The sequence below is a fragment of the Roseinatronobacter monicus genome, assembly GCF_006716865.1.
GTDB classification, from domain to species: Bacteria; Pseudomonadota; Alphaproteobacteria; order Rhodobacterales; family Rhodobacteraceae; genus Roseinatronobacter; species Roseinatronobacter monicus.
On record NZ_VFPT01000001.1, the window covers coordinates 3,038,257 to 3,064,432 of the forward strand.

Consider the following 26,176-nt stretch of genomic DNA (forward strand, 5'->3'; position numbering starts at 1 on the left):
ATCAGCCCCGCTGGCCAGTGCAAGCGCCCAAATGCGGCAGCAAACTGGCCGCGCCGAGTACGGTTTCGACCTGTGCGGCCCAATCGCGCCCGCGCGGCACGAGGGCTGTGCGATGGTCCTGCCAGCGCTGCGCAAGGTCTTCCAGCACGGCGGAGTTGATCGCCACCGCCTCGATCAGGCACCAGCGGTTCCATTCATAGGCAATGCTCCAGCCCGGCTCGTCCAGCCGCGCTTCGGGCAAGCGGTAGTGAAAGGTCGGGCGCGCGCCTTTCAGATGCGCCACTGGCACGGCCCCAAGCGCCTCGGCGTGCAGGTGCTGCAAGGCAGGCAACAGGTCCAGCCCGTAATGGCGCGACGGCGCGTGCGCCGTATAGGTGCGGGCAAATTGCGCGACCGTCCAGCGGGCGGTCTGCGCCAGCGCATCGGTCAGGTCCAAGGGCCACGGGTCCACGAAGGGCAAAACGCGGCGGGCCGGATCGATCAGGTCGGACTGGCGCAGCCACGGCTCTAGCAGCGCATAGGCACGCGCCACCGCGACCAGTCCCACGCCATCCGGGCCCGGCAGTTCGGGGTTCAGATGCAGCCCGAAACCATAGGCCAGCCGCGCGCGCGTGCCCAGCGCCCCCGCCTTGCGCAACGCGCCCACCAACCGGTCGGCCTGTGGCAGATCCCCTTGCGCCAAGGGCGCGGTCACGATCTCGACCGGGACCAGCCCGCCCAATGCCTGCGCGGCCAGATCCTCGGCCCACTTCTTTTGCAGCGATATGTCCAGCTCGACCTTGACGTCCCCGAATTGCCCGCCTTTGACATTCAGATCACGGTCATCGACAGGCTCGATGGTGCCCCCCCAAAGGTGCTGCACAACCTGCGCGGCCTCGGCCACAGAGAGGCCTGCAAATTCAATCTCGATCCCGGTCCTGCGCAGGGTGCTGGACTGGCCTGCATGATCTGGCAAAGGGAAAAAGGTATCTGTTGGAATATCATCATGAATCATTGGGTCGCATCCCTGCCGCTGCGTGTCAGTCCATCACCGCCTCCAGCCCGGCCTCGCCCATCAGGCGGTAGACCCAAGCAAAGCTGCCATCTTCCAGTTCCATAAGGTCACGCCGGTATCTTCGCCCTGTGCGCTCGTATCGGTCAAGGCGGATCATCTCTGCCGGGGTGACGCGAAAGCGCACGCCATGCAGCACAATGTCGGGTGCATCGCGCAAATCACGGCGGTGGCGTTGCCAGCCGCGCAGCGCCGCAGGTTCCGCCGGAACATGGCGACCCAGCACCACAAACCGCACCACGGGGTTGGTCAGGGTTGCAAAGCCAAACACATAGACCGGCCCCTCTGGCAGGGGTGGGGCATTTGCATCCAGTCGCGGCAAATACACCGGCGCGCGGGTGATCATCAGCCATGACAGCACGATCAGCGCGCTCAGCACTGCCGCAAGGATGATCTTCCAGTCAAACACAAACATATTGCCTCATATAATGCTCATATGAATTTCGCCATCTGGGAATCGGTTCCCGCTTCGCATTTGTCGCCGCTTGCGCCTGAGCGGTGGGGCTGAAAGGTCCCTTCCGCGGACACTGCAGACATTACGTTTCTGGCTGCGAAGCCGCGCAGCGTCGGGCCGCGGGTGCGGCGATCTGCGTTTTGATCAGCGCAGTTTATGCTGGCCAAATCCGTAAGAGATCAAAGCTTCTCGCTGGTGGCCACCAAATCGCCGTGCCGTGGGGGCGGCCCGGCGATGCGCGGCGGCCTTCGGCCTTTATTCCGCGCTTTATGACCTTCCCCTAAGCCCTCGAAGCAGCCATTGCTATCGTGTGGCCTTATAGCGAACGCTAGCCCGCCCCGTGCTGCGGCAAGGTCTTTGCGGCCAGTGCTGCGCGCCGTTTGCGCAACACTTCCCAGATATAGAGCGCCATCGCCGCCCAGATCATCGGAAAGGCAACCACGCGCCCGCCCTCGAACGGTTCGCGGAATATAAAGACCGAGATCAGGAAAATCATGGTCGGGATCGAATAGCTGGAGATGGCTATCGTGGACAGGCTTAGCCCCTTGGCACCATTGGCATAGAGGATCAGGGGCACTGCTGTTATCACCCCGCAGCCCAGCAAAAGCGCCCAGTCCAGCGCGCTGGCCTCAGCGACATAAAGCACCCCTTGCGTCTGCGCCCATGCCAGATAGGCCAGCGCGACCGGCATCAGGATCAAGGCCTCAAGCGCAAAGCCCTGATTTGGGCCGATGGGCAGGGCGCGTTTGAAGAACGCGTAGCTGCCCCAACTGAACACGATCAGAAGTGCGCCCAGTGGCAGGCTGCCCGCCTCGACGGTCAGCACCACAACGGCCAAGGCCGCCAGCGCTACAGCGCCCCATTGGCGCAGCGACAATTTCTCGCCCAGCAGCGTTGCACCTAGGAAGACGCTGAAAATCGGGTTGATGTAATAGCCGAGTGCAGCCTCCATCGCTTGGCCCGACTGGATCAGCCAGACATAGGTGCCCCAGTTGACCGAAATCAGCGCAGCCGTGACGCAGGCCATGCTCAACATGCGCGGGTTGCGAAAGGCGGCGCGCAAATCTGCCGTGCGCCCCAGCCAGATCAGCAGCGCCAGCGCCACTGGCACCGCCCAGATCACACGGTGCGCGATCACCTCGACTGTGGGGACATGTTCCAATGCTTTGAAGTAGAACGGCAATCCGCCCCAGATCAGGAAGGCCGCGCCCGCAAAGGCAAAGCCGCGGGGGGTGTCATCACTCATCTGCAAGCCCCGCATGCACAGCGGCCATGAACGCCTCGCCGCGCTTCTCGAAATCGGGGTATTGGTCGAAACTCGCTGCCGCAGGGGCCAGCAGTACCACATCACCCGGCTCTGCCTCGGCCATAGCGCGGGCGACGGCCTGTTCCATCGTTTCACAGATTTCATGCGCGGTGCTGCCAAGCTGCAAAGCAAAATCCCGCGCGGAATAGCCGATCAGATAGGCCTTGCGCACGCGGTCCAGATGGGGGGCGAGGGCGGAAATCCCCCCCTCCTTGCCCAACCCGCCCGCGATCCAGCGGATCTTGTCAAAGGCTTGCAGGGCTTGCGCCGCGCTTTCGACATTGGTGGCCTTGGAATCATTGACAAAGCGCACCCCGCCCGCCTCGGCGATCAACTGGCTGCGATGCGGCAGGCCCTTGAAGGTGGTGAACGCGTCTTCGATCATGCGCGGCGCAATGCCAAGGCTGCGCGCAACGGCATAAGCGGCGCAGGCATTCTGGTGGTTATGCGCCCCCGGCAGGCCCGGAATAGACCGCAGATCAATAGAGGCCATTTGCTTGCCGCGCCGGTATTCCGACAAAAACCCCTTGCGCGCAAAGACATTCCAGCCCGGCCCGGCCAGCTTTTGCCCCGATGATATACGGATCACGCGCGCATCTTCGGGGGCCAGTGCCAGTTGTCCGGCCAGATACTGCCCCTCGACTTCATCCACCCCGATCACAGCGCGGTCCGGCCCCCCTTCGGCAAAGAGGCGGCGTTTGGCGGCGAAGTAGCCGCCCATGCCATTGTGACGGTCCAGATGATCGGGCGACAGGTTGGTGAACACCGCGATATCGGGCGTCAGGGCGCGAGCAAGCTCCAACTGGTAGCTCGACAACTCCAACACCACGACTTCGCCATTCTCCGGCGGGTCAATGGACAAGACCCCCGTGCCGATATTGCCCGCCATCTGCGCAGGCCGTCCGCATTCGGTCAGGATATGATGGATAAGCGCTGTCGTCGTCGATTTCCCGTTCGATCCGGTGACTGCGACGACCTTTGGCGGCTGCTCGAATTCTATCGACTCGAGTGTGGCGAAGCTGCGGAAAAACAAACCGATGTCATTGTCGACCGGCACGCCTGCGGCATAGGCGGCTGCGATGATGCGGTTGGGCACCGGGTAGAGATGTGGAATGCCGGGGCTGGTAATCAGTACCGCCACACTTGACCAGTCCACGCGCCCCAGATCATGCAGCGCAATACCAGCGGCTTCGGCCTTGCTGCGCGCCTCGGGGCTTTCGTCCCATGCCAGTGGTATGGCCCCGCCGGCACGCAGGGCAGCGCATGTCGCAAGCCCCGAACGGCCCAGACCCAGAACAGCGACATTCTGCCCCTCATAGCCCTGCACAGCGATCATAATGCACCCTTTTTTTCTGCCCGGCCCAAGCGACCTGTTCGCTGGCCCTGTCTGAGCCAAGTTGACACGACGCGCAAGGCCCGCCCCTCGTGATGTTGTTTCGATTGAGGGGCGCATCAAACTACGATACCATTGCTGCAACGCAGCATGAGGGGCGCCATGTCGGGAATATTTGTTATCATAGCGGCCCTTGGCGCGCTGATCTATCTGGCTTACCGGGGCGTGAGTTTGCTGTTGCTGACGCCTGCGCTGGCGGTTCTCGCTGTGCTGGCAAGCGAAGGCGGCCCACTTCTGGCCAGTTACACACAGATTTTCATGGAGGCGACGGGCGGATTCATCATCCAGTATTTCCCGCTCTTCCTGCTGGGCGCTGTCTTTGGCAAACTGATGGAGGTGTCAGGCTCTGCCCGCGTGCTGGCGGATGGCATTATCCGCCGCTTGGGACCATCGCGCGCCATTCTGGCGGTGATCCTGTCTTGCGCGGTCATGACCTATGGCGGCGTGTCGCTGTTTGTGGTGGCCTTTGCAGTCTGGCCTATCGCCTCGGCCCTGTTCCGAGAGGCGGAACTTCCCAAGGTGCTAATTCCCGCCACGATTGCGCTGGGGGCCTTTACCTTTACCATGACCGCCCTGCCCGGCACGCCCGCAATCCAGAACGCGATACCCATGCCTTATTTCGGCACCACACCTTTTGCCGCACCGGGGCTTGGGTTGATCACAGGCGCATTGATGCTGGGCCTTGGCTGGGGGTGGCTAGAATACCGCGCGCGTGCGCTTGGGCCGAGGTATGGCGACGATGACACCCCCGCGCAGGCCCGCGACACCGGCAGCGCGCCGACACTGATGATCGCAGGCGCGCCACTGGTGCTGGTGCTGGTGCTTAATCTGGCCTTCACCTTTGTGCTGATCCCATCGATGGACACAAGCTATCTGGCGCAGCCCGAATTCGGCGAAACCGATGTCGGCGCGCTGCGGGGGGTGTGGTCGATCATTGCCGCGCTCACACTCTCGTCGCTGGTGCTGGTGGCGCTGAACTGGGCACGGCTGGCCAAAGGCCTGTCAGAGACGCTGGATGCAGGCGCAAAGGACGCGCTCAAGCCGATTTTCAACACGGCCTCCTTGGTAGGGTTCGGGGCAGTGATTGCCTCGCTCTCGGCCTTTGCGCTGATCCGTGACTGGGTGGTGACAGTTGGGGGCGACAACCCCCTGATCTCGCTCGCCATTGGCACCACGCTGCTGGCGGGGATGACCGGTTCTGCATCGGGGGGCATGTCGATTGCGCTGTCGACCTTGGGCGAAACCTATCTGGAAATGGGGCAGGCAGCAGGGATCGCGCCCGAATTGCTGCACCGTGTGACCGCCGTGGCCACAGGTGGGCTGGACGCGCTGCCGCATAATGGCGCGGTCATCACGCTGCTAACGATTTGCGGGTTGACCCATCAACAAGCCTATAAAGATATTGCCGTGGTCGCGGTCATCATCCCGCTTGCAGCACTGGTGGTGCTGATCGTGTTGGGAACGGTTTTGGGCAGTTTTTGACCAATGTGACCGATTGGGCGATGAACAAGCTGCGCAGCGTCGGGCCGTGGTGCGGCGATCCCCGATTGGAGTATCGCGCTTTATGCTTGCCACATCCGCGCGAAATCAGAGCTTTGCGCTTGGGGCAGCCAAATCGCCGTGCCGGGGGACGGCCCGGCGATGCGCGGCGGGCTGACGCCCTTGGCTCCGCGCAAAACTGCGGCGGCCTAACCCTGCACCCCCTGCCACACCCCGAAAATATACCGCGCGGTCATCAGGTCCAAATGCGCGCCGCCGCCATTCTTGCAGACCGTGATCGCGCCTGCGTCGGGGCGGGTAAAGCCACCTGCGGCGATGTCATAGAAATCCGCGCGGATGTCTTCGCGGGTGATGATGCCGCGCGCAAGCGGGTCTTTCATCTCGCCGATATGGTCCAGCACGGTTCTGCGGTTGTCCACAAACAGCGCGGCACGTTGCAAAGCCACATCATCCACCTCGCGCATGTCGGGGCGGAATGCGCCGATCAGGTCCAGATGCTGGCCCGGTTGCAGCCAGTCGCCCTGAATTAACGGCTCCCGGCTCATGGTGGCAGTGCAAATGATATCCGCGCCTTCGACCGCGCGCTGCAAGTCGCCCTCGGGCTGCACGCCGTGCAGATCGCGGGCGAACTGCGCGGCACTTTCAAACCGGCGGCTCCAGACAGTGAATTGCGCGTCAGGAAATAGGGCGCGGTAGGCATCCACCATGTTGCGGGCCACGGTACCAGACCCCACCAGCGTGATCTTGCGGCTGTCAGGGCGCGCCAGCAGACTGGCGGCAAACAAGCTGTCGCCTGCGGTTTTCCATTTCGTGACAAGGTGGAAATCCAGCAAAGCCTCCAGCGTGCCGTCAGTATCGGAATAGAGCGACACACCGCCATTCACCGCCGCCAACCCCTTGTCGGCATTACCCGGAAAGATGGTTGCGGTCTTGACCAGCGCGCCCATGCCATCAATCCATGCCGCGCGTGACAGTAACGTGTCATCGCCGCGATAAAGAAACGTGTCATCCAGTTCCGCAAGGGGGCGGGTATGCCCCTCTTGAAAGGCGGCCAGCAAGTCGCGCCAGTCCAGATGCGCGTCAATATCGCCAGTGATGATGGGCAAGCTCATTGCGACAGGGCCTTTGCGTGAAAGGCGACATGATCGGCCATGAAGCTGGCGATAAAGAAATAGCTGTGATCATAGCCCGCCTGCATCCGGAACACGCCCGGCTGGCGGCGCGCGGCCATCGCTTCGGCCAGTGCTTCGGGGCGCAGCAGGTCCAGAAACTGGTCCTTGCTGCCCTGATCTATCAGCAACTCACTGCGCAAGCCCGCCTCGCGCATCAAAAGCGTGGCATCATGCGCGGCCCAGAGGCTTTCATCCGTACCCAGATAGGCGCTGAACTGCTTGCGGCCCCAATCGCTGGCAGTGGGGTTGGCGATGGGGGAAAAGGCCGAGACAGAGGCAAAGCGCTCTGGCAGGCGCATCGCCAATGTCAGCGCGCCATGTCCACCCATTGAGTGGCCGGTAATGGCCTGACGGTCCTCTTCCAGTGCGAAATTGGCCATCAGCAGGCGGGGCAATTCCTCGGAAATATAGTCCCACATCTGGAAATGCTCGGCCCAAGGCTCTTGCGTGGCATTGACATAAAAGCCCGCACCCTGCCCCAGATCGAAGGCGGCATCATCCGCCACCCCTTCGCCGCGCGGCGAGGTGTCGGGGAACACCACAGCCAGCCCGTGCTTGGCCGCATGTTCCTGCATATGCGCCTTGGTCATGGCGTTTTCATGCGTGCAGGTCAGACCAGAGAGATACCACAGCAGCGGCACAGGATGCAGCCGCGCTTCGGCGGGCAGGAACAGCCCGAAGGTCATGTCACAGCCTGTCGTGATTGCAGCATGGCGATACACGCCCTGAACACCGCCGAAACAGGCATTTTCCGAAAGAGTTTCCATCATCATTCCCCTTGGATTTTGTGCAAACCTGTCAGAAGCTGGTGACCCATGCAATCACAACCGGCACAGTTGCAATGCTGACCAGCGTCGAGACAAGGATAGTGGCCGAGACCCGCGCAGGCCCGGCATTGTAATGCTGCGCCAGAATAAAGACGTTGCCCGCGACAGGCAGGGCAGCGGCGGCGATCAGCACGCCCGCCGATTGCGGATCAACCCCGAACAGCACAAGGGCCGCAAAGGCGGTCAGCGCGGGGTGCAGCACCAGCTTGCCAAAGGACAGCCAACTGACGACAGCCAGCCGCTCGACCTTTTTATCGGCGAGTGAGGCACCGATGGCAAACAGCGCGCAAGGCGTGGCCGCAGCGCCCAGCAGGGTCAGAAAATCATTGGCGATGCCGGGCATGGCAAAGCCTGTTGCCGCCCATGCCAGCCCCAACACCATTGCCATCACCATCGGGTTTTTCGCCACCGCGACCAGCAATTTGCGCGGCAAGGCGCTATCCACCCGCCCGTCGCGCGACAGCGTTATGATGATGGTAAACAGCGAGGAGAACACGATCAGATCAATGGTAAGGATCAGGAGAACCATCGGCACCGAGTCCGGCCCCAGCAGCACCACCAGCAGCGGCACGCCCAGAAATCCGGTATTGCCGATGACCGAGCAATGCGCCTCGATCAGGGCTTCTTCCAGCCGCGCACGTCGCAAAAAGGCAATCGCCATGACCAGCACATACAGTGCAGCGCAGGCCCACAGATAGGCCGCCGCCGCGCGCGGGTTCAGCAGATCGGCCATGCTCAGATTGGCGGCAAAGCCGAACAACATCGCGGACAGGGCGAAATAGAACACGAATTTGGTCAGATAGGCCGTTGCCTCGGGCGGGAAAAATCCCGTTCGGCCTGCGCCGAAGCCCAGACCAATCAACCCGAAGAAAGGAAGCGTTTTAAGGAATATCTCGATCATGTTCTGAACGTGTTAACATGCGATTCTGCGCCGCACCATAGAGGGCGGCTTTTCCTTCGCTGCGCAAGGCTATATCGTGAATTGAAAAGGGGGAGCCATGAACGCACCAGCCACCGCCATCCGACAAGGCCGCAAATACGAGCAGGTTCTCGAAGGTGCGCGGACAGTCTTTGTGGCGATGGGCTATGAACGTGCCAGTGTGGATGAAATCGCACGCGTGGCCGCTGTATCAAAAGCCACGCTTTACGCCTATTTCCCCGAAAAACGCCTGCTTTTCACCGAAGTTTACCGCACAGAAATTCTGCGCCTTGCGGATTCGGCGATTGAATTATCCGGCACGAAACCACCCGAAATCGCGCTGCGCGAAGCTGCGCGCAGGTTTCTGGCCTATCTGACATCCGATTTTGCGATTGCGATGTATCGCATTTGTGTGGCCGAAACGCCCCGTTTTCCTGAAATCGGGCAGGCCTTTTATGAAAGCGGGCCGGAACTGGGGCGCGCGCGGCTTGGGGATTATCTGCGTTGCGCTCAGGCGCGCGGACAGTTGCAGATTGACGATATCGACCTGGCGGCAGATCAGTTTTTTCAGCTTTGTCAAAGCACCGTATGCGACCGGATTCTGTGCGGGGTGCAAACCCAATTCTCAGAAGATGAGATGATGCGCATTGTAAACGGCGCGGTTGAAACCTTTCTGGCGCGCTACGGCACCTGACCCAAATCCGGGGTCCGGTGCCGCAGCACATGCCCGATCAGGCAATCTCGAAGATGCCCTCAATCTCGACCGCGACGCCCAAGGGCAAGGACGGTGCACCAACCGCAGCGCGGGCATGGCGGCCTGCTTCGCCGAATACCGCGACCATCAGATCAGACGCGCCATTGACCACCTTGGGCTGATCCGTGAAATCGGGTGCGCAATTCACAAACCCTGTCAGCTTCACAACACGGCGCAACCGCGTCAGATCGCCGCCGCAAGCCGTGCGCAACTGTGCAATCAGCGCCAATCCGCAGGCCCGCGCCGCGCCAACGCCCTCATCGACGCCCAGATCTGCGCCCAGCTTGCCGCAGATCAACCCGTCCGGCCCGGAACTGATCTGGCCCGAGATAAAGACCAGTGACCCGCTCTGGACGAAGGGCACGTAATTGGCCGCCGGGGCCGGGGCATCTGGCAGGCTGAGGCCAAGCTCTGCAAGCCGCTGTTCAATCGCATTACTCATGGGTTTTGTCCTGTCTGGTGTCAATTCCGCCCCAATATGCACAACATCACAGGCAAAAGGCCAGCCCCCCGGTTTTCATTAGGTCATTCCCGAAACGCACGATCGCGCACGCGCACCACTGGTGTGGTCAGGTATTCCAGCACCGATTTGCGGCCCGACAGCATGTCGATTTCTGTGACCATACCCGGCATCACCTCAACCACCACGCCATCACGATCAAGAAAACTGTCTTCTGTGCGGACATGGACGACGAAAAACTCCTCCGGGTCGCGCTCGGACCTCGTGACGGCATCGGCCCCGATGCGGGTAATTTCGCCATTCAGACTGCCATAGCGCGAGAAGTCATAGGCCGTGACCTTCACCTTGACCGGCTGGCCGGGATAGACAAAGGCAATATCGGCAGGCCGCACATAGGCTTCGACCAGCAGCGTGTCGTCTAGCGGGACAATCTCGATCAGATCTTCGCCGGGGCGCGCAAGGCTACCAAGGGTCGAGCGGTGAATACGGTTGACCACGCCGCGCATGGGCGCACGGATGGCGGCACGGTCGGCACGGTCGCGCAAGGCAGGCAGGCTGGGTTCCAGCGCGGCCAGTTCCGCCGTGGCCAGCGCAAGATCAGACAGCGCCGCAGCACGACCGCGCGCGCGCAACGCGCTGATCTGGTCATCTATTTCATCCAAGCCCCCTTGCAGCCGCGCGATACTGGCGCGCGCGCGGGTTTCGCGCCCGCGCCACTCGGATTCGCGGCGGCGCATTTCCAGCAAGGTGGTTTCCGGTTCCACCCGACGCCGGACAAGCGGTTCCATCATGGCGCGCTCTTCGGACAGGATGACCAGCGTTTCGCGTGCGGTTTCCAGATCGACCTGCCCTTCGGCAAATTGTTCCTGCCGCTGGCCGCGCTGGCGTTCCATGATCGTGATCTCGGACGCCAATTCTTCGCGCCGCGCATGATACAGCGCGGTTTCAGACCGCACGACCGCAGGCGCCTGCGCGATCAGCACATCCGCGAAGGCCAGATCAACGCGGTCAATCTCGGCCTGCAACCGTTCAATTCGGGACATCAGGCCGTAAGCGCGCTGTTGTTCCTGATCCAATTGGCTGGAGAGTTGCGTGCCATCCAGCTCCATCAATATCTGGCCTTCTTCGACAATGTCCCCCTCCACCACATGCAAGGCCTGCAAGACACCCGGTTCTGTCGCCTGAATAAGCTGCAAATCGCGTGAGGGCACGATGCGCCCTTCGGCGCGGGTGACATCGTCAATTTCCGTGCGTGCGGCCCAGACCCCGGCGGACAGAAAGAACAACAGGATCACCGCCAGCAGCAGGCTGCCGCGCCAGCTTTGGCGGCCCTGCATTTCGCGCGCCAGACTGTCCAGATCATGCCTGCGTGCCATCACTCCCCCCTTTCACGCCACCGCGCGCCAGAATGGATTTCGGCCCGTCCGCCGCGACACGGCCCTGATCAATCACGATCACGCGGTCCACCAGTTCCAGCAGGCTGGTGCGGTGGGTGACGATAACCAATGTGCGGTCTGCCATTTCGGTTTTCAGCCGCGCAATCACGCCCGCTTCATTTTGAACATCCATGCTGGAGGTCGGCTCATCCATCAGCATGATCGGACGCCGCCCCAGAAGGGCGCGGGCCAGCGTGATCGCCTGTTTCTGCCCGCCCGACAGCCCTTCGCCGCGCTCGGCCAGCATCATGTCATAGCCTGAAGGGTGGCGGCGCACGAATTCCTCGACGCCTGCGATGCGCGCGGCCTCGATAATCTCGTGATCGCGCGCGTGCATTGCGCCAATGGCGATATTTTCGCGCACAGTGCCGGAGAACAGCCAGATATCTTGCAGCACTGACCCCATATTGCGGCGCAAATCGCCCGGATCAATCTGCCGAATATCAACCCCGTCCACCAGCACCGCCCCTTCGCGTGGCTGGTACAGGCCCAGCATCAGCCGCGCGACCGTGCTTTTGCCCGACCCGATCCGGCCCAGAATGGCGACTTTCTCGCCCGGTTTGATGGTGAAGGAAATATCGCGCAGCGCGTCCACAGTCTGGTCAGGATAAGCGAATGAGACACCGTCGAACTTGATCTCGCCATCCAGCTTGGGGCGCGAAATCCAGCCCTTGCCCTCTGGCCGCTCGCTTTCCGCCTTCATCAGCGCATCCAGACTGCGGTAAGAGGTGCGCGCCTGATTGAACCGCGTCAGGGTTTGCGCCAGTTGCGCCAGCGGGGCCAATGTGCGGCCTGTCAGGATCACGCCCGCGATCAGCGCGCCCATGCTGACCTCGCCTGCTGTAATCAGGAACACGCCATAGAACACGATCATCACCTGCGCGCCTTGTTGCGCGAAAGCGGTGGCATTGATGGCAAATTGCGTGACAGCGCGGCTTTTCAATCCGTGATCGGACTGGCGCGCAATCGCATCTTCCCAGCGCGCGCGCATGTGGCGTTGCGCACCCGCGGCCTTGATGGTTTCAAGGCCCGACAAGGTTTCGACCAAGACCCCTTGTTTGGATTGCCCGTCGGCAAAGCTTTTCTCAGCCAGCCGCGCAAGGATGGGCTGCACGGCAATGCCGATAATCAGCACGAACGGCACCGCGAGTGCGGGCACAATCGCCAGCGGGCCACCGATGAGGTAGATCACCCCGATAAACAGCAGGATAAACGGCAGGTCCACCACGGCAACCAAAGTGGCTGAGGTGAAGAAATCGCGCAACGTCTCGAACTCGCGCAGGGTGCTGGCCAGCGCCCCGGTCGAGCCTTTGCGCGCGCGCATCTGCAAATCAAGAATCTGGTCGAAGATGCGCCGCCCCATGACCATATCGGCCCGCTGCCCTGCCCGGTCGATGAACCCCGCGCGCAAGGATTTTATCAGGAAATCGAAAACCAGCGCGATCCCCACACCCACCGTCAGCGCGATCAGCGATTCAATCGCTTCATTGGGCAAAACGCGGTCATAGACCACCATGATGAACAGCGATGTGGACAGGCTTAGAAAGTTTGCCAGCACTGCCGCCAGAAGAACCTGACTATAGGCCCAGCGGTTTTCCGCAAGCGTTGACCAGAACCAATGCCCCTGCCGCCCCGTGGCATTCAGCGCGATATCTTCGCGGTGCTCGGCGCGCATCAGCAGGGCATAGCCGGTATAGACCCCCTCCAGCTTGTCGCGGGAAATCACACCCACGCCCTGCCCCAAAGCGGGGTCAAAAATGGCAACCCGCCCGTCCGCAAGCACATCTTCCAGCACGACGGCGCGATCTTCGTCGAGTATCAGAATGGCGGGGGTCAGGCTGGTGTCGAAATCCTTAAGGGCGCGTTTGCCAAACCCCGCCTGAATGCCCGCGCGCTCGGCCGCGGTTATCGCATCGCGCAGCGTCACACTGCCTTGCGCGCCCGATTGCGCGGCTTGCAGGGCCGCCAAGGTGATGGGGCGGTCCAGACTGGCGGCGGCATACAGCATGCACGCTTCGAGTGCGGTCATCGTATCGCTGTCCCCGCCGCTGGGCGTTGACGCGTCGAGGTTAAGTCTGCGCGCCTCGTTCATGCGCCGTCCTCATCGCCGGTCGGGCTGGGCAGGGTGATGGCGAATGCGTCCAGAATGTCGCCTGTCAGGGCCAGTGCGGCATAGCCCGACAGCGCCACCTCGCGTTCAGCGGCGATCAGGACTTCGCTTGCCTCGAACAAGTCACGCTGCGCGTCCAGCAGCCCCAGAAGCGACCGCCGCCCGATGGAGAATTCCTCGCGCGACGCATCGACCGTGGCGCGGTTGGCGGTGACTGCCTCTCGCGCGGCGGCGACGCGTGCAGCACCTGCGCGCTGGTCAGAACGCAGGTCGGCCAAGGCGCGGGCAATCTCACGCGCCAGCCCCTCGCGCTGTGCGCGCACCGCATCCAGTTGCGCCTCGGCGGCGCGAATGCGTGCTTGCTGGCTGCCGGGTGCGCCGGGGTCATAGACGACATCCATCTCGGCGCGACTGCCGCCACGCTGCGCGCTGCCATCAATGCGCACCTCTGGGAAGCGTTGTGATTTTGCCACCGCAAGATCGGCCTGCGCTGCGGTAATCCGCGCCTCCATGCCCAGAATGCGCGGGCTGGTCATAATCAGCTCATCATCCGAGCTGCGCGGCAGTTTTGGCGCGGCGGGCGGTTCTGACAAATCGCTGCCGGGGCGCTGGCCGAAGCTTGCGCCAAAGCCGGATTCTGCGCGCTCGACCCGTGCATCGGCTTCTGCGGCGCGGGCGCGTGCTGTTGCCAGACGCGCACGCGCCGTCAGCACGTCGGAGCCCGACCCTGCCCCCGCATCCGAACGCTCTTGCACCTGATTAAGCACAAGTTGATGCGCGCGCACATTCTCGGCGGCGATGCGCGCCCGCTCGCGCGCGGCACGCAGATCATACCATGCAGCAACGGAATCGAGTGCAAGTGCGGCCGCCACCTCCTGTCGCCCGCCGCGTTCCTCGAACACGCGGGCCTGTGCGGCGACCTGCCTGCTGGCTGATGCGCCCCCGTCATAGACCAGTTGCATCACCCGCAACACCGGACTGAGGCTGTTGCCGCTAACCGCCCCGTTCACCATCGCGCCCAAGGTCGCCCCCAGTGAAATACGCGGATAAAACCCGCGCCCTTCGGCATCGGCGCGCGCCTGCGCGGCGCGCACACCCGCACTGGACGCCACCATTTGCGGATGGCTTTCAACAGCCTGCATCACCTGCCGCCCAAACGCGCTGCGCGCCACATCGGGCGACACGCGCGCGGCCCGAATATCGGGCGGCGCGTCAAAACTGGCGCGGATCTCGTCCAGATCAGGGCGGGCGGTACAGGCCCCAAGCAGCGCGGTCCCAACCAGCACACTCACAAGCTGTCGTTTCAGGGCATAGCCGTTGCACAAAGCGATTCTGGTGCGCGAATAGCCTGAATGCATGGCCGGATTTACCTTATATCTCAAATAAATATCAAAATCGTCTAGACAGGACCGCCCCAAAACCACGCAGAAAAGGCGCAGCAGCATCAGGCAGAATCCCAAAATTCACTGAAACCTTACTAGGCTATTTCACCAACCAACACCCCTTTAGCGCTATGATTTTCACGCGGGCGTTGTTTTTTTGGCGCAGTCCGACCGCCACGGCGCTGAAACAGACCCGGTGCGCATGTCGGGAGTGGCGCGCGGCAAGCATCTAATGACTTCACGAATGCGTTTCTACGCCCTGCCAGATGCGTCACAGACTGGACCTCTCGCGCCCGACGCTTAAAACATGACGCATGACAACACGCCGCACCTTTATCATCACCTCATCTGCTGCACTCTGTGCGCCGTGGGTTGCCCGCGCGAGTACGGACGATCTACAGGCAGCAATCGACAGCCTGCCGCAACTACATTCGTTGCAGATCAATCGCGGCGGCGAGACGATCTTTGCCCAAGCCCCGCGCGGCCCCGGTCTGGACCGTCTGGCCAATATCAAATCCTGCTCGAAAAGCGTCGTGGCCCTGCTGCTGGGTGCTGCAATTGACAGGGGCGAGGTGCCTTCGGTCCGCGCGGCGCTTGGACAGGTCGCGCCTGCAATCGTGCCGCAAAATGCAACACCCGGCGTGGCCGAAATCACGATGGAAGACCTTGTCACCTTGCGCGCAGGGCTGGAGCGCACATCAGGGGCCAATTACGGCAGATGGGTCAGTTCCCGCGACTGGCTGGCCGATGCGATGACCCGGCCAATGGTCAGCGATCCCGGCGCACAGATGCTGTATTCCACCGGCACCACCCATATTCTTGGCGCGGCACTGGTGAAGGCAACGCAACTCAGCCTGCTGGAACAGGCGCGCGACCGTTTGGGCCGCCCCCTTGGTATGGAAATCCCGCCTTGGACCCGCGACCCCGCAGGCTATTATCTGGGCGGCAATGAAATGGCGCTGCGCCCGACGGATATGCTGAAAATTGCGATGCTGCTGCGCGACAAAGGGCAATTTGACGGCGCGCAGATTATTTCGGAAGACTGGATCACAGCCTCGGCCAGAGCGCGCGTGCGCTCGCCTTGGTCGGGGCTGTCTTATGGCTATGGCTGGTTCCTGTCGCCCAGCGGCTATATGCTGGCGCGCGGCTATGGCGGCCAGATCATCGCCGCCCATGAAGGGCGCAACCTTGCAGTGGCGATCACCTCGGACCCCACACAGCCCGCGCGCTCGGACGGGCATTTTGGTGATCTGATGCGCCTGCTGGACGGGCCTGTTCTGGCGGCGGGCTGACGCGCAGGTAGAACGCACACGCGCGGCCCCAAGTATCAGGGGCCGCCGTGCAAACGCGCCAAACTCAAACCAAGGCATTCTGCCCCTTAACCATATAAAAACATGCCGGAAACAGGGTTCCCGGCATGCCAATGGCCCAAACTGGCCAGTTACTCGTACGCAATCACTCGGCGGCGGTCATCACGGTCAGGTCACGCAAGGTGACATCCAGACCTTCGATTTCCCAGCTGTCCATGATCGAGCCATCGTCCAGCGAGATCATGTGCAACGCACCGTTTGCGGACAGCCACGCGGTGTTCATGCCCTCTGCATCCGTCACGATGTCAAAGGCGATTGGCCCGTCAAACATGACGCCCAGTTCGCCGATCATCGCGTTGTCGCCGTCATTTGGCGCGGTCTGTTGCAGCAAGGCGGCGCGCTCGGTGTCGATGTTATACATCGCAGTCGACTCCGGGCTGCCAAAGGAATTGCTATAGGCCGTACCGCCGACCATCGGCGTGCCCTCGGTGCCATCCGTGAAGGTCAGATCACCGTCGATCATAACTTCACCGCTGGACAGCTTGATCCGGTGATTGGTGGTGCCGGACATGAAACGCAGCGCATCGGGCACTGGATTGATGTCGACGATGACCGCCGCACCCTCTTCAATGTCCATCGGCGTGTCCATTTCGACGATCAGCGACCAAGCGCCTGTTTCGGGGTCAATCTCGACCACGGCAAACTCGTCTGTAACAGCAATCAGGCTGTTGGTCGCAGGACGGTAGTCGATACCATGAATGCGCCCGTCATAATCGATTTCGGTCATGCCGGTCACTTCACCGGTGGACAGATCAATCACCGCAAGGGTCCGATCTCCGGCCAGACCGATTGCCGTATCGGCATAGGCAGGCAACGCAAGCGCAGACAACAAGGCAGCGGGAATGGTGAACTTCATCATATCTTTCTCTCCATTTTCAAGCCGGCATATTCGCGCCGGTCCCCAGTAAGGACGGGGCGCTGTCCCAAAAGTTTCAAAGCGCCCATAACGCTTTCGTGAGGGGTGCACCCAGCTTGCACCTGCCTTGGAGGGGCTGGACGCAGTCTACGCTTGCGCAACGCCGCATGGAGGGCGTCGTCACAGTCACAAACTGCGCATCTGACACCAGATTTTTCAGGTTGACACGGCTTGTGCTTCACAGTCAGCTTGGCGCACCAACAAAGCAGGTGTGTGCTTGACCGAAGATGCGACGACCCAACTCCTTCAAAAGGTTGCCCGACAGGACAGGGCCGCCTTTCGAGAGGTGTATAAGCACAGCGCCGCGAAACTCACAGGTGTTCTGACCCGTATGCTTAGGGACAGGGCCGAGGTTGAGGATGCTTTGCAAGATGTTTATATCAGAGTGTGGCAACGTGCCGTACAATTCGATGGCGCGCGGGGCAACGGCATGGGCTGGTTGGTCGCGATTGCGCGCAACGTGGCCCTTGACCGGTTGCGTGCCCGGCCCGAAGCGCGCGGCATGTCGCGGGTTGTGGCCTATGGCGACAATCCCGATGACGACCCGCTGGCGCGGCTTGCCGCACCCGGTCTGGCCGCCGAGGACCGTATGCAAATCGAAGGGAACGCCCGGCGCGCCGTCGAGTGTTTTGGCGAATTGGAACCAGATCGTGCCGCCGCAGTGCAGGGCGCTTATCTGGAAGGACATTCCTATCAGGAGCTTGCAGAACGGTTCGGCGTGCCACTCAATACAATGCGGACATGGTTGCGTCGCAGCCTGTTGCGCCTGAAGGAGTGTCTGGACCGATGACCGATCAGACCCCTCCCGAAGAATTCGGCCCCGAGGAGCAGGACGAGCTGCTGGCCGCCGAATATGTCCTTGGCACACTGCCAGCCGAGGACCGCCGCCTTGCGCGTGACCGCGCCGAGGTGGACGGTGTCTTTGCCGGTCGCGTCAGAGCATGGGAAATCCGGCTGGGCACGATGAATGCTGCCTATGAGGCCATGCCGCCCCCCGACCTGATGCCGCAGATTGAAGAGCACCTGTTCGGCAAGCCTGCCGAAGCCGCACCTGCACCGCGTTCGCGCTGGTTCTCGTGGGGGCTGCGCGGCGGCGCTTTTGCCACTGTGATGATTGCGGCCATCGTGTTTTTTGTCGTCACCCTGTCGCCGCCTGCGCCCGCACCTGTCATCTTGCAGGCTGATCTTGCGGCGGAAAATGTCGATCTGCGTTTTGCCGCCCGCTGGGATGGCAGCGCTGGCCTGCTCGAAGTGACGCGGGCTGTTGGCACGGATGCACCGCAAGGGCAGGACTATGAGTTGTGGGTGATTGATGACACAGGCGTTCCGCGCTCGCTTGGCTTGCTGCGCGATCCGGTGACACAGCTTCAGACAGTGCTGACCTCGGGGTTGACCCTTGCCATCAGTCTGGAGCCAGAGGGCGGCTCACCCGAAGAAACCCCCACCGGCCCGGTCCTGGCCGCCGCCCCGCTGGACGAAGCCTAGGCGATCACGCTCTCGTGATTATGGCGTGTCTTGGGTGTGAAACTTTCAGAACTGGCTTTCCGTCTTTTGTTGCATGGGCCGCAGTAAGCGCCCGGCACACAACACGGAGAAAGACATGTTCAGAACACTCAAGACAACTGCGTTTGCGATCACGCTGGGCCTTGCGCCTGCGCTGGCGATGGGAAACCCGATGGTTGGCGGCGCGCCGATGCTGGCCGAACGCAATATCGTCGAGAATGCCGTCAATTCGGCCAATCACACGACGCTGGTGGCCGCTGTGCAGGCGGCGGAACTGGTGGACGCCCTGCAAGGCCCCGGCCCGATGACCGTCTTTGCGCCTGTCAACGCTGCCTTTGACGCCTTGCCGCCGGGCACGGTCGAAACACTTGTGCAGCCGGAAAACCGTGAAATGCTGCAACGCATTCTGACCTCGCATGTGGTTGCGGGAAATCTGACAGGCGCTGAAATCATGCGCCGCGCGCGGGCCAGCGGTGACGGATTTTTCCACATGCAGACATTGTCGGGCGCACCGCTTAGCGCGCAGGTGCGGGGGCGCAGCCTGTGGATTTATGACCAGTCAGGGAATGCCGGAAGAGTCACGATCAGCGATGTTAACCAGTCCAACGGCGTCATTCACGTTGTTGATAGTGTTCTATTGCCACGCTGATCGGGCGACGGCTGGCCAACCGGGCATTTCAATGCCCGGTTGTGTCCTGCAAGAAGGCCAGCGGCACTGACACCTGTGCGCGGGTCAGAATTTTTCCTAAACCACCCTCCCATTATCAAGCAGCCAATTTTCCGAACATGCATTTGAAACAAGGCGATTCAGCAGGCCTGATGATGCGACTTTGCCCAAGCCAGAGCGCGAAAGAATGCCCGCCAAAGGGTTGACGATTTGTGAACATGCGTAATACCGTGCCTGTCCAAGACCCCGCGCCAAATGCAGCGTCAAAAAATCAGACAACCACGGGGAGAAGCTTGTGACACGGAAATATATGCTCGCCGGCACATCGATGCTGGCACTGGTCGGGGTTTCGGCACCCGCGATCGCACAAGAACGCGTCGCGCCAGTCGAGATTTTCACCACCACTGAATCCTATGACCCGATCCGCTATGAAGGCGCGTTTATCATCGCCGAAGCATGGCGCGAACTAGGGCTGGATGTATCGGTGCGGCCGATGGAATTCAGCACCCTGCTGGACCGTTTCTATTCGGAACAGGATTTCGACGCGACCATTCTGGGCTGGTCAGGCCGCGTGGACCGGCTGGACCCGCAATTCTTCCTTGGCACGCTGGACAGCCGTCAGGCCGAATTGGGCGCCAACAACCCCGGTGGATATGACAACCCGGATTATGATGCGCTCTATGACGCACAGGGGGCCGAGTTCGACATCGAGGCGCGCCGCGACCTCGTCCATGAGATGCAAGATGTGTATATGGGCGACGTACCGGTCGTGGTGCTGTTTCACCGCGATGAAGTGGTGGCCTATAACAACACCCAATTCACCAATATGAACGCGATGGCAGGCGAAGGCCTGTATTCCGAATGGGTGCCGATGGAGGCAGAACCCGTAGGCGACCGCACCACCCTGCGCATCGGTGGCCCACAGGAGCCGGACAATATCAACCCGCTTGCCTCGACCTCTGTTTGGGGTTGGAAGTGGATGCGCATGTATTATGACCGTCTGGTGCGCCTGTCCCCCGATGTAGAGCCTGTGCCTTGGGCGGCTGAACGCGTCGATCCTGTCGATGATGTCACGATTGAAGTGACCCTGCGCGAAGGCATGACCTTCCATGACGGAGAGCCGCTGACCGCAGAAGATATCGCTTTTACCTTCAACTACTACATGGACAGCGAGTATAGCTACTTCAATTCCTATCTCGCGCCCATTGAGTCGGTCGAGGTGACAGGCGATCGGACAGTGCGTTTTAATCTGTCGGAACCCTCTGCACCCTTTGCGACCATCACACTCAGCCAGATCCCGATCCTGCCTGCGCATATCTGGTCGGAAATCGACAACCCGCAAGACCTGACACCAGAACAGATTCCGACTGTCGGGTCCGGCCCCTTCGCGTTCGAGCGCTATGATCGCGGCGAATTCATGTCGCTGACCACAAACCGCGACCATTTCCATGCGGACGAGATTTCCGTGGATGGCGTAGAGTTCCAGATCTTCGCCGATGCGGAAGGTGTGTTCACTGCACTCCAGACCGGCGAGATCGACATGACCGCTTGGCGGATGGAGCCGGGGCAGATCCCGCTGGCCGAAGGCAATGACGACCTGACCGTCGTATCGGTGCCTGATTTCGGCTATTTCCACATGACCTACAATCTGCGCCGCGAACCCTTCGATGATCGCGCCGTGCGGCGTGCGCTGACAATGGCAATGGACCGCGAGCGGATGGTCAATGTGCTGCTGGACGGGCGCGGCGAGGTGGGCACCACTGTGGTCGCACCGGTCAATGCCTATTGGCACAACCCCTTTGTCGAGCGGTTCGAGTATGACATGGACGCCGCCCGCGCAGAGCTGGAAGAGGCTGGTTATAGCTGGGACAGCGAAGGCCACTTGCAGCGCTGATCCTGCCAATGCCCCCAATGCCCTGCCGCAGTACGATGCGGCAGGGCAGATTTTTTCAAGCCCGCGCAGAAAGTTCAGGCAATGACACGCCGCACCTATCTGATCAAACGCGTCATTCAGGCGATATTCTCGCTTTGGATTATTGCGACGATCCTGTTTTTCCTGTTCCGCATGGGCCTGCCAGACCCGACCGCGGCGCTGATCACCGAAGGGCTGAATGCCGAACAGCGCGCCGCTGTGCGCGCGCAGTTCGGGCTGGAAGACCCGCTTTGGCGGCAATATGTGCTGTTTCTGACCAATGCCGTACAGGGCGAATTTGGCACCTCTTTCAGCTACCGCGCACCGGTTTCAGAAATCGTCTGGGAACGGCTGGGCAATACCATGATCCTGATGCTGGCCGCGATTGTGCTGGCTTATGGCATCGGTGTGCCCTTGGGTGCATGGCTGTCATGGCGGCGCGGGTCGCGCACGGACACAGTGGGCATTTTCGTGGGCCTGATGTTCCGCTCTGCGCCGATGTTCTGGACAGGCATGATTGCGATCCTTGTTTTCGGCGTGGGGCTGTCGATCTTCCCGACGTCCGGTATGCGCACGCTGCCCTATGACGCAGACGGATTTCTGGACAAGATTTTCACGCTCGATTTCTTGTGGCACGCAATTTTGCCCGTGTTGATCGTGGCGCTGTATTATCTCGGCTCGCCGCTGCTGATTATGCGCAACACGATGCTGGAAGTTTACGGCGAGGATTTCATTGAGATGGCCCGCGCCAAAGGCCTGCAGGAACGCGACATTCTGTATAAACACGCAGCGCGCAACGCACTTTTGCCGGTTGTGACGCAACTGGCCGTGACCATCGGGCTGGCCGCTGGCGGGCAGGTGGTGGTCGAGGTGGTGTTTTCATGGCCCGGTTTGGGCCGCGAAATTCTAAACGCCGTGCGCACATCCGACTTTCCACTGGCGCAAGCCAGTTTCCTGATCATGGCGGCGTTCGTGATTACACTGAACCTGCTGGTCGACATTTTGTATACCACACTTGACCCAAGGGTGAGCTTCCGATGACCCTTCCCCCGATTTTACGCGCGGCTATGGGGCCGCTGCGGCTGATGATGCAAGACCGGCTGGCCGTGATCGGCATGTGCGTGCTGGGGGTGATTGTTGCCATGGCGCTGTTTGCGCCGGTGCTGTCGCCCCATGACCCGCGCCATATCAATGAAATCGAGGATGGCTCGGTTCTGGCGCGGGGGGCGGACGCTTGGGAATTGCGCGAAAGTCTTGGTCCGCTGGCCCTGAATGACGCCGCACAACGCGGCGATCAGTCCATCATTGTCGGGCGCAGCGGCACAGTCTGGACGCGGGCTGACACAGGTGACTGGACACGCATTGACGTTGCAACCGAGGCCGACCTCAATGCGGTCGATCTGAATGCGGACGGGCGTGCGGTCGTGGCTGGCACGCAAGGCACGATCCTGCTGGGCACAGGTGCCGACTGGCAACTTGTGCCTGCGCCAGAAGCGGATTTGCGCGGCGTCAAATGGCTGGACACGGAACGCGCGCTGATTGTTGGCGCGAATGAAGAAATCTGGCTGCTGGATGCCGCCGCAGGCACGTTTTCCGAAATCGACAGCCCCGTTGGGCGCGGCTTTCCGCTGAACGCTGTCGCACTGGATGCAGACGGCACCGCGATGATCGTGGGCGAGCGGGGGCTGGCCATCCGCTATGACCCTGAGACCGGAGCGGCAGAGCTGGAACGCATCGGCTCCAGCCGCGATCTGAACCATATCCATATCGCGCCGGACGGGGCCGCGCTGGTCGTGGGCGAACGCGGCACGCTGTTGCGGCGCGACAGTGCAGATGGCGATTGGGTCACGGACCCTGCACCCGACACCCGCGCGCTGCGCGCCGGTTGGATTGGCGATGACGGGCGCGCGGTTGCCGCAGGGCGCAATGGCATCATCATGGAATGGGACGGTGCCGCGTGGCAGATTGTGCCGACCGAAAGCGAGCGCCATTTACGCGCGTTACTGATGGTGGGCGATGACTGGCTGGCGCTGGGGTCTGACCGGTTCGTCACCCGCCTTTCACCCCCCTCGCGCGAGCATTGGTTCGGCACCGACCATCTGGGCCGTGATCTGTTCAGCCAGAATGTGCATGGCAGCCAGATCGCGCTGCTGGTGGGTTTTCTGGGGGCCACGCTGGTCGTGCTGATCGGCACAAATGTCGGCCTGATTGCGGGCTATTATCGCGGGCGGACCGAAACGATCCTGATGCGCACGGTCGATGTGATGTATGGCATCCCGTTTGAACCCTTTGCACTGATCTTGGTGCTGTTGTTCCAGCCCAGCCTGACGATCGTCATTCTGGCGGTCAGCTTGCTGACATGGCGCACAGTCGCGCGGTTGATCCGCTCACAGGTTCTCAGCTTGCGCGAACGGCCTTTCGTCAAGGCGGCACGCGTGGCAGGCGCGTCCGATTTGCGGATCATGTATCTGCACATCTTCCCCAATGTGCTGCCGCTGGTGTTTCTGGAACTGGCCATTATCGTCGGCGTGTCCATCATTGCCGAGGCGACGCTGTCCTTCCTTGGGCTTGGCCCACCGCAATCCATTAGCTGGGGCGGCATCTTGCATGATGCGCGGCTGTCGGGTGCGTGGCGCACCGCGTGGTGGTGGAACCTGCCGCCGGGCATTCTTATCATGACCACAGTGCTGTCGGTCTTTTTCATCTCGCGGTCGCTGGAAGTGGTCGCAAACCCAAGATTGAGAGCGCGGCAATGAAGGATATGGCACCACAAACCCTGCTGGATGTGCGCGATCTGGCCATTCATTACCGCACTGGTGCTGGGCCGGTGCAAGCGGTGGACGGCATTGATTTCACCATTGCGCCGGGCGAGGCGCTGGGGCTGGTGGGCGAATCCGGTTGCGGAAAAACCACAGCGGCCAAAGCCATGCTGAAGCTGCTGCCGCCCAATGGCGAAATCCCGCGCGGCGTGATTGATTTCGCAGGCCGTGATCTGGTGCCGCTGCAAGGCGAGGATATGCGCCGTGTCCGCTGGAAGGAAATCGCGTGGATTTCGCAGGCGGCGATGAACGCGCTTGATCCGGTCTACCGTGTCGGCGATCAGATCGTCGAGGCGATGCAAGCCCATATCAAGATAGATCAGGCCGAGGGGATGGCGCAGGCGGCGGATCTGTTCCGCGCTGTGGGTCTGGACCCGTCGCGCCTGCGCGCCTACCCGCACGAGATGTCGGGCGGCATGAAACAGCGCGCTGTCATTGCCATGGCGATGGCGCTTCAGCCGCAACTGCTGATCGCAGATGAACCGACCACCGCGCTCGATGTGGTGACACAGGCGCAAATCCTGTCGCGGCTGGCAAAGCAGCGACGCGAGCGTGGCATGGCGCTGATGTTCATCACACATGATATTTCCGTTGTGGTGCAGACCTGCGACCGCGTGGCGGTGATGTATGGCGGCAAGATCATGGAAACCGGGCCGGTGCGGCAGGTGTTCGGCCAGCCCTTCCATCCCTATACGATGGGGCTGACAAATGCGTTCCCCACACTGGAAGGCGCGCAGCGCGAATTGATCTCCATTCCCGGCACACCGCCCAATCTGCTGGACCCGCCCAAGGGCTGTCGCTTTGCCGAACGCTGCCCCTTTGCGACCGAGCGTTGCATTGCCGAAGACCCCGCACAGCACGAGGTTGGACCCGGGCGCTATGCGGCCTGTCATTACCCCGACCGGGTTGAGGAATTCCGCCGTGTCGCCGCCACCAATGACGCATGGGCCAAGGTCGGCCAGCGCCTGAATGAAGAAGTTACCAGCGTCACCCGCCGCGAACACAAAGAAAGTGCAGAGGTCTTGCAGGTCGAAGGGCTGGTCAAGCATTTCCCGATTCCGGGCGGGTTTTTCGGCAAATCCGAATCTTCCGTTCACGCGGTGGACGGGATTGATCTGACTTTGCAAGAAGGTGAGATTCTGGGGCTGGCAGGTGAATCCGGCTCGGGCAAAACGACGACGGGCGAAATGCTGGTGCGGTTGCAAGACCCCACCGCCGGGCGCATCGTGTCCGAGGGCGAGGATATTGCACCCCTGAAAGGGGCCGCGCTCAAGGCTTTCCGCCGCCGCGCGCAGATGGTGTTTCAAGACCCCTACCAGACGCTGAACCCGCGCTTTACCATTCAGGATATCGTGGGCGAACCGCTGACCATTCATGGCCTTGCCAAAGGGGCCAAGCGGCGCGAATTGGTGGTGCAATCGCTGGAACGCGCAGGCCTGAAACCTGCCGAGACCTATATGGAGCGTTTTCCGCATGAATTGTCGGGCGGGCAGCGCCAGCGCGTCGCCATCGCCCGCGCCATCGTGCTGGAGCCGCGATTTATTATCGCGGATGAGCCGGTGTCGATGCTGGATGTGTCCATCCGCGCAGGCGTGTTGAACCTGATGCGCCATTTCCGTGACGAGTTGGGCATTTCTTTCGTCTATGTCAGCCATGACCTGCCGACGATCCGCTATGTCGCCGACCGCACCGCGATCATGTATCTGGGTGAAATTGTCGAGGTTGGCCCCACGGAGAAGGTCATCGCCGAGCGCCGCCACCCCTATACGCAACTGCTGCTCGATGCCTCGCCCGAGCCGGACCCAAGCGTGGAAAAACCCCCGCTGGAATCGGCAGGGGAAATCCCGTCTGCAAGTGATATTCCCAACGGCTGCCGGTTCCATAACCGCTGCCCTTTGGCGACGGTTACCTGCGGCTGGGAAGGGCGCGACGTGATTGCCGCCCTTGCCGAATGGGATCTGGAGAAACGCAACCGCGACGCGCTGGGTGTGCCGGAACGCGACGAATTGGCGGTGCGCATTCCCGCGCCCAACGGTGTCACGGCGGCACGTGCGCAACTGGCCGAGGTGCTGGCCGCGCGCCCTGCGTCACTGGCCGAGGCCGCGACGGTGGAGGAGGCAGGCGATGCGCTGGTGGTGCAGTTTGCCAGCCACCCCTCGCCCAAACGGCGCAAGATTGCCGAAGGGCATGAGGTCGCTTGCGTACTCTATCCTGAATAGCGCGCC

Annotated in this window: 22 protein-coding genes; 10 read left to right on the forward strand and 12 right to left on the reverse strand. The window is 61.7% G+C overall.

Going from position 1 to position 26,176, the window contains the following annotated elements:
• Nucleotide 1 precedes the first annotated feature (1 nt).
• The 4 genes from BD293_RS14510 to murD form a co-directional block, all read right to left on the reverse strand.
• On the reverse strand, nucleotides 2-994 hold the full coding sequence (locus BD293_RS14510; RefSeq protein WP_142082855.1) for an amidoligase family protein: 993 nt from the start codon (nucleotides 992-994) through the stop codon (nucleotides 2-4).
• A gap of 25 nt (nucleotides 995-1,019) precedes the next feature.
• On the reverse strand, nucleotides 1,020-1,466 hold the full coding sequence (locus tag BD293_RS14515; RefSeq protein WP_142082857.1) for a gamma-glutamylcyclotransferase family protein: 447 nt from the start codon (nucleotides 1,464-1,466) through the stop codon (nucleotides 1,020-1,022).
• A gap of 367 nt (nucleotides 1,467-1,833) precedes the next feature.
• Complete coding sequence (rarD, locus tag BD293_RS14520; RefSeq protein ID WP_246086312.1) at nucleotides 1,834-2,751, reverse strand: EamA family transporter RarD; 918 nt, start codon at nucleotides 2,749-2,751, stop codon at nucleotides 1,834-1,836.
• Nucleotides 2,744-4,147 (reverse strand): UDP-N-acetylmuramoyl-L-alanine--D-glutamate ligase, encoded by a 1,404-nt coding sequence (gene murD, locus BD293_RS14525; protein WP_142082862.1) that lies wholly within the window; start codon nucleotides 4,145-4,147, stop codon nucleotides 2,744-2,746. Before murD ends, rarD begins: the two co-directional genes overlap by 8 nt.
• 159 nt (nucleotides 4,148-4,306) lie before the next feature.
• On the opposite strand from murD, the gene BD293_RS14530 reads away from it, so the two are divergent.
• The gene (locus BD293_RS14530; RefSeq protein WP_142082865.1) at nucleotides 4,307-5,686 is read left to right on the forward strand and encodes a GntP family permease; all 1,380 of its coding nucleotides are present in this window, start codon (nucleotides 4,307-4,309) and stop codon (nucleotides 5,684-5,686) included.
• Between the two features lie 206 nt (nucleotides 5,687-5,892).
• On the opposite strand, the gene BD293_RS14535 is transcribed toward BD293_RS14530, so the two are convergent.
• From BD293_RS14535 to BD293_RS14545, 3 genes are read right to left on the reverse strand one after another with little or no spacing between them, the layout of a single operon-like run.
• A complete protein-coding gene (locus BD293_RS14535; RefSeq protein ID WP_142082867.1) occupies nucleotides 5,893-6,816 on the reverse strand; it encodes an ornithine cyclodeaminase family protein in 924 nt (307 codons plus the stop codon).
• Nucleotides 6,813-7,643: an S-formylglutathione hydrolase gene (gene fghA, locus BD293_RS14540; protein ID WP_142084622.1), complete on the reverse strand. Its 831-nt coding sequence runs from the start codon at nucleotides 7,641-7,643 to the stop codon at nucleotides 6,813-6,815. The genes BD293_RS14535 and fghA overlap by 4 nt, the downstream gene beginning before the upstream one ends.
• A 31-nt stretch (nucleotides 7,644-7,674) precedes the next feature.
• Nucleotides 7,675-8,604 carry an AEC family transporter gene (locus BD293_RS14545; RefSeq protein ID WP_142082869.1) on the reverse strand — a complete coding sequence of 310 codons (930 nt, stop codon included), beginning with the start codon at nucleotides 8,602-8,604 and terminating at the stop codon, nucleotides 7,675-7,677.
• A gap of 97 nt (nucleotides 8,605-8,701) precedes the next feature.
• Between BD293_RS14545 and BD293_RS14550 the strand changes: the two genes are divergently transcribed.
• Nucleotides 8,702-9,316, forward strand: coding sequence for a TetR/AcrR family transcriptional regulator (locus tag BD293_RS14550; protein WP_142082871.1), 615 nt, complete (start codon nucleotides 8,702-8,704; stop codon nucleotides 9,314-9,316).
• 37 nt (nucleotides 9,317-9,353) lie between these two features.
• Here BD293_RS14550 and BD293_RS14555 read toward each other — a convergent pair whose 3' ends face one another.
• From BD293_RS14555 to BD293_RS14570, 4 genes are all read right to left on the reverse strand, one after another.
• On the reverse strand, nucleotides 9,354-9,818 hold the full coding sequence (locus BD293_RS14555; RefSeq protein ID WP_142082873.1) for a RidA family protein: 465 nt from the start codon (nucleotides 9,816-9,818) through the stop codon (nucleotides 9,354-9,356).
• An 83-nt stretch (nucleotides 9,819-9,901) separates the two neighbouring features.
• Entirely contained in the window at nucleotides 9,902-11,212 is a 1,311-nt protein-coding gene (locus BD293_RS14560; RefSeq protein ID WP_142082875.1) for an HlyD family type I secretion periplasmic adaptor subunit, read from the reverse strand.
• A complete protein-coding gene (locus BD293_RS14565; protein ID WP_142082878.1) occupies nucleotides 11,196-13,364 on the reverse strand; it encodes a type I secretion system permease/ATPase in 2,169 nt (722 codons plus the stop codon). Before BD293_RS14565 ends, BD293_RS14560 begins: the two co-directional genes overlap by 17 nt.
• Entirely contained in the window at nucleotides 13,361-14,740 is a 1,380-nt protein-coding gene (locus tag BD293_RS14570) for a TolC family protein (protein WP_170207152.1), read from the reverse strand. Before BD293_RS14570 ends, BD293_RS14565 begins: the two co-directional genes overlap by 4 nt.
• 338 nt (nucleotides 14,741-15,078) lie before the next feature.
• Here BD293_RS14570 and BD293_RS14575 point away from each other — a divergent pair, with 338 nt between their 5' ends.
• Nucleotides 15,079-16,056, forward strand: a complete 978-nt coding sequence (locus BD293_RS14575) for a serine hydrolase domain-containing protein (protein WP_142082883.1) — start codon at nucleotides 15,079-15,081, stop codon at nucleotides 16,054-16,056.
• A 163-nt stretch (nucleotides 16,057-16,219) separates the two neighbouring features.
• Here BD293_RS14575 and BD293_RS14580 read toward each other — a convergent pair whose 3' ends face one another.
• Entirely contained in the window at nucleotides 16,220-16,993 is a 774-nt protein-coding gene (locus tag BD293_RS14580) for a DUF4394 domain-containing protein (protein WP_142082887.1), read from the reverse strand.
• Nucleotides 16,994-17,261: 268 nt separating this feature from the next.
• Between BD293_RS14580 and BD293_RS14585 the strand changes: the two genes are divergently transcribed.
• The 7 genes from BD293_RS14585 (at nucleotide 17,262) to BD293_RS14615 (ending at nucleotide 26,170) form a co-directional block, all read left to right on the forward strand.
• Nucleotides 17,262-17,840 carry a sigma-70 family RNA polymerase sigma factor gene (locus BD293_RS14585; protein WP_342781403.1) on the forward strand — a complete coding sequence of 193 codons (579 nt, stop codon included), beginning with the start codon at nucleotides 17,262-17,264 and terminating at the stop codon, nucleotides 17,838-17,840.
• Nucleotides 17,837-18,535 carry an anti-sigma factor gene (locus BD293_RS14590; protein ID WP_170207153.1) on the forward strand — a complete coding sequence of 233 codons (699 nt, stop codon included), beginning with the start codon at nucleotides 17,837-17,839 and terminating at the stop codon, nucleotides 18,533-18,535. Before BD293_RS14585 ends, BD293_RS14590 begins: the two co-directional genes overlap by 4 nt.
• A gap of 115 nt (nucleotides 18,536-18,650) precedes the next feature.
• Nucleotides 18,651-19,202, forward strand: a complete 552-nt coding sequence (locus tag BD293_RS14595; RefSeq protein WP_142082895.1) for a fasciclin domain-containing protein — start codon at nucleotides 18,651-18,653, stop codon at nucleotides 19,200-19,202.
• A 313-nt stretch (nucleotides 19,203-19,515) separates the two neighbouring features.
• Complete coding sequence (locus BD293_RS14600; RefSeq protein ID WP_211841034.1) at nucleotides 19,516-21,114, forward strand: ABC transporter substrate-binding protein; 1,599 nt, start codon at nucleotides 19,516-19,518, stop codon at nucleotides 21,112-21,114.
• An 81-nt stretch (nucleotides 21,115-21,195) separates the two neighbouring features.
• Nucleotides 21,196-22,173 (forward strand): ABC transporter permease, encoded by a 978-nt coding sequence (locus BD293_RS14605; RefSeq protein ID WP_142082898.1) that lies wholly within the window; start codon nucleotides 21,196-21,198, stop codon nucleotides 22,171-22,173.
• Entirely contained in the window at nucleotides 22,170-23,888 is a 1,719-nt protein-coding gene (locus BD293_RS14610) for an ABC transporter permease subunit (protein WP_142082900.1), read from the forward strand. Before BD293_RS14605 ends, BD293_RS14610 begins: the two co-directional genes overlap by 4 nt.
• Nucleotides 23,885-26,170, forward strand: coding sequence for a dipeptide ABC transporter ATP-binding protein (locus tag BD293_RS14615; RefSeq protein WP_211841035.1), 2,286 nt, complete (start codon nucleotides 23,885-23,887; stop codon nucleotides 26,168-26,170). Before BD293_RS14610 ends, BD293_RS14615 begins: the two co-directional genes overlap by 4 nt.
• Nucleotides 26,171-26,176 lie beyond the last annotated feature (6 nt).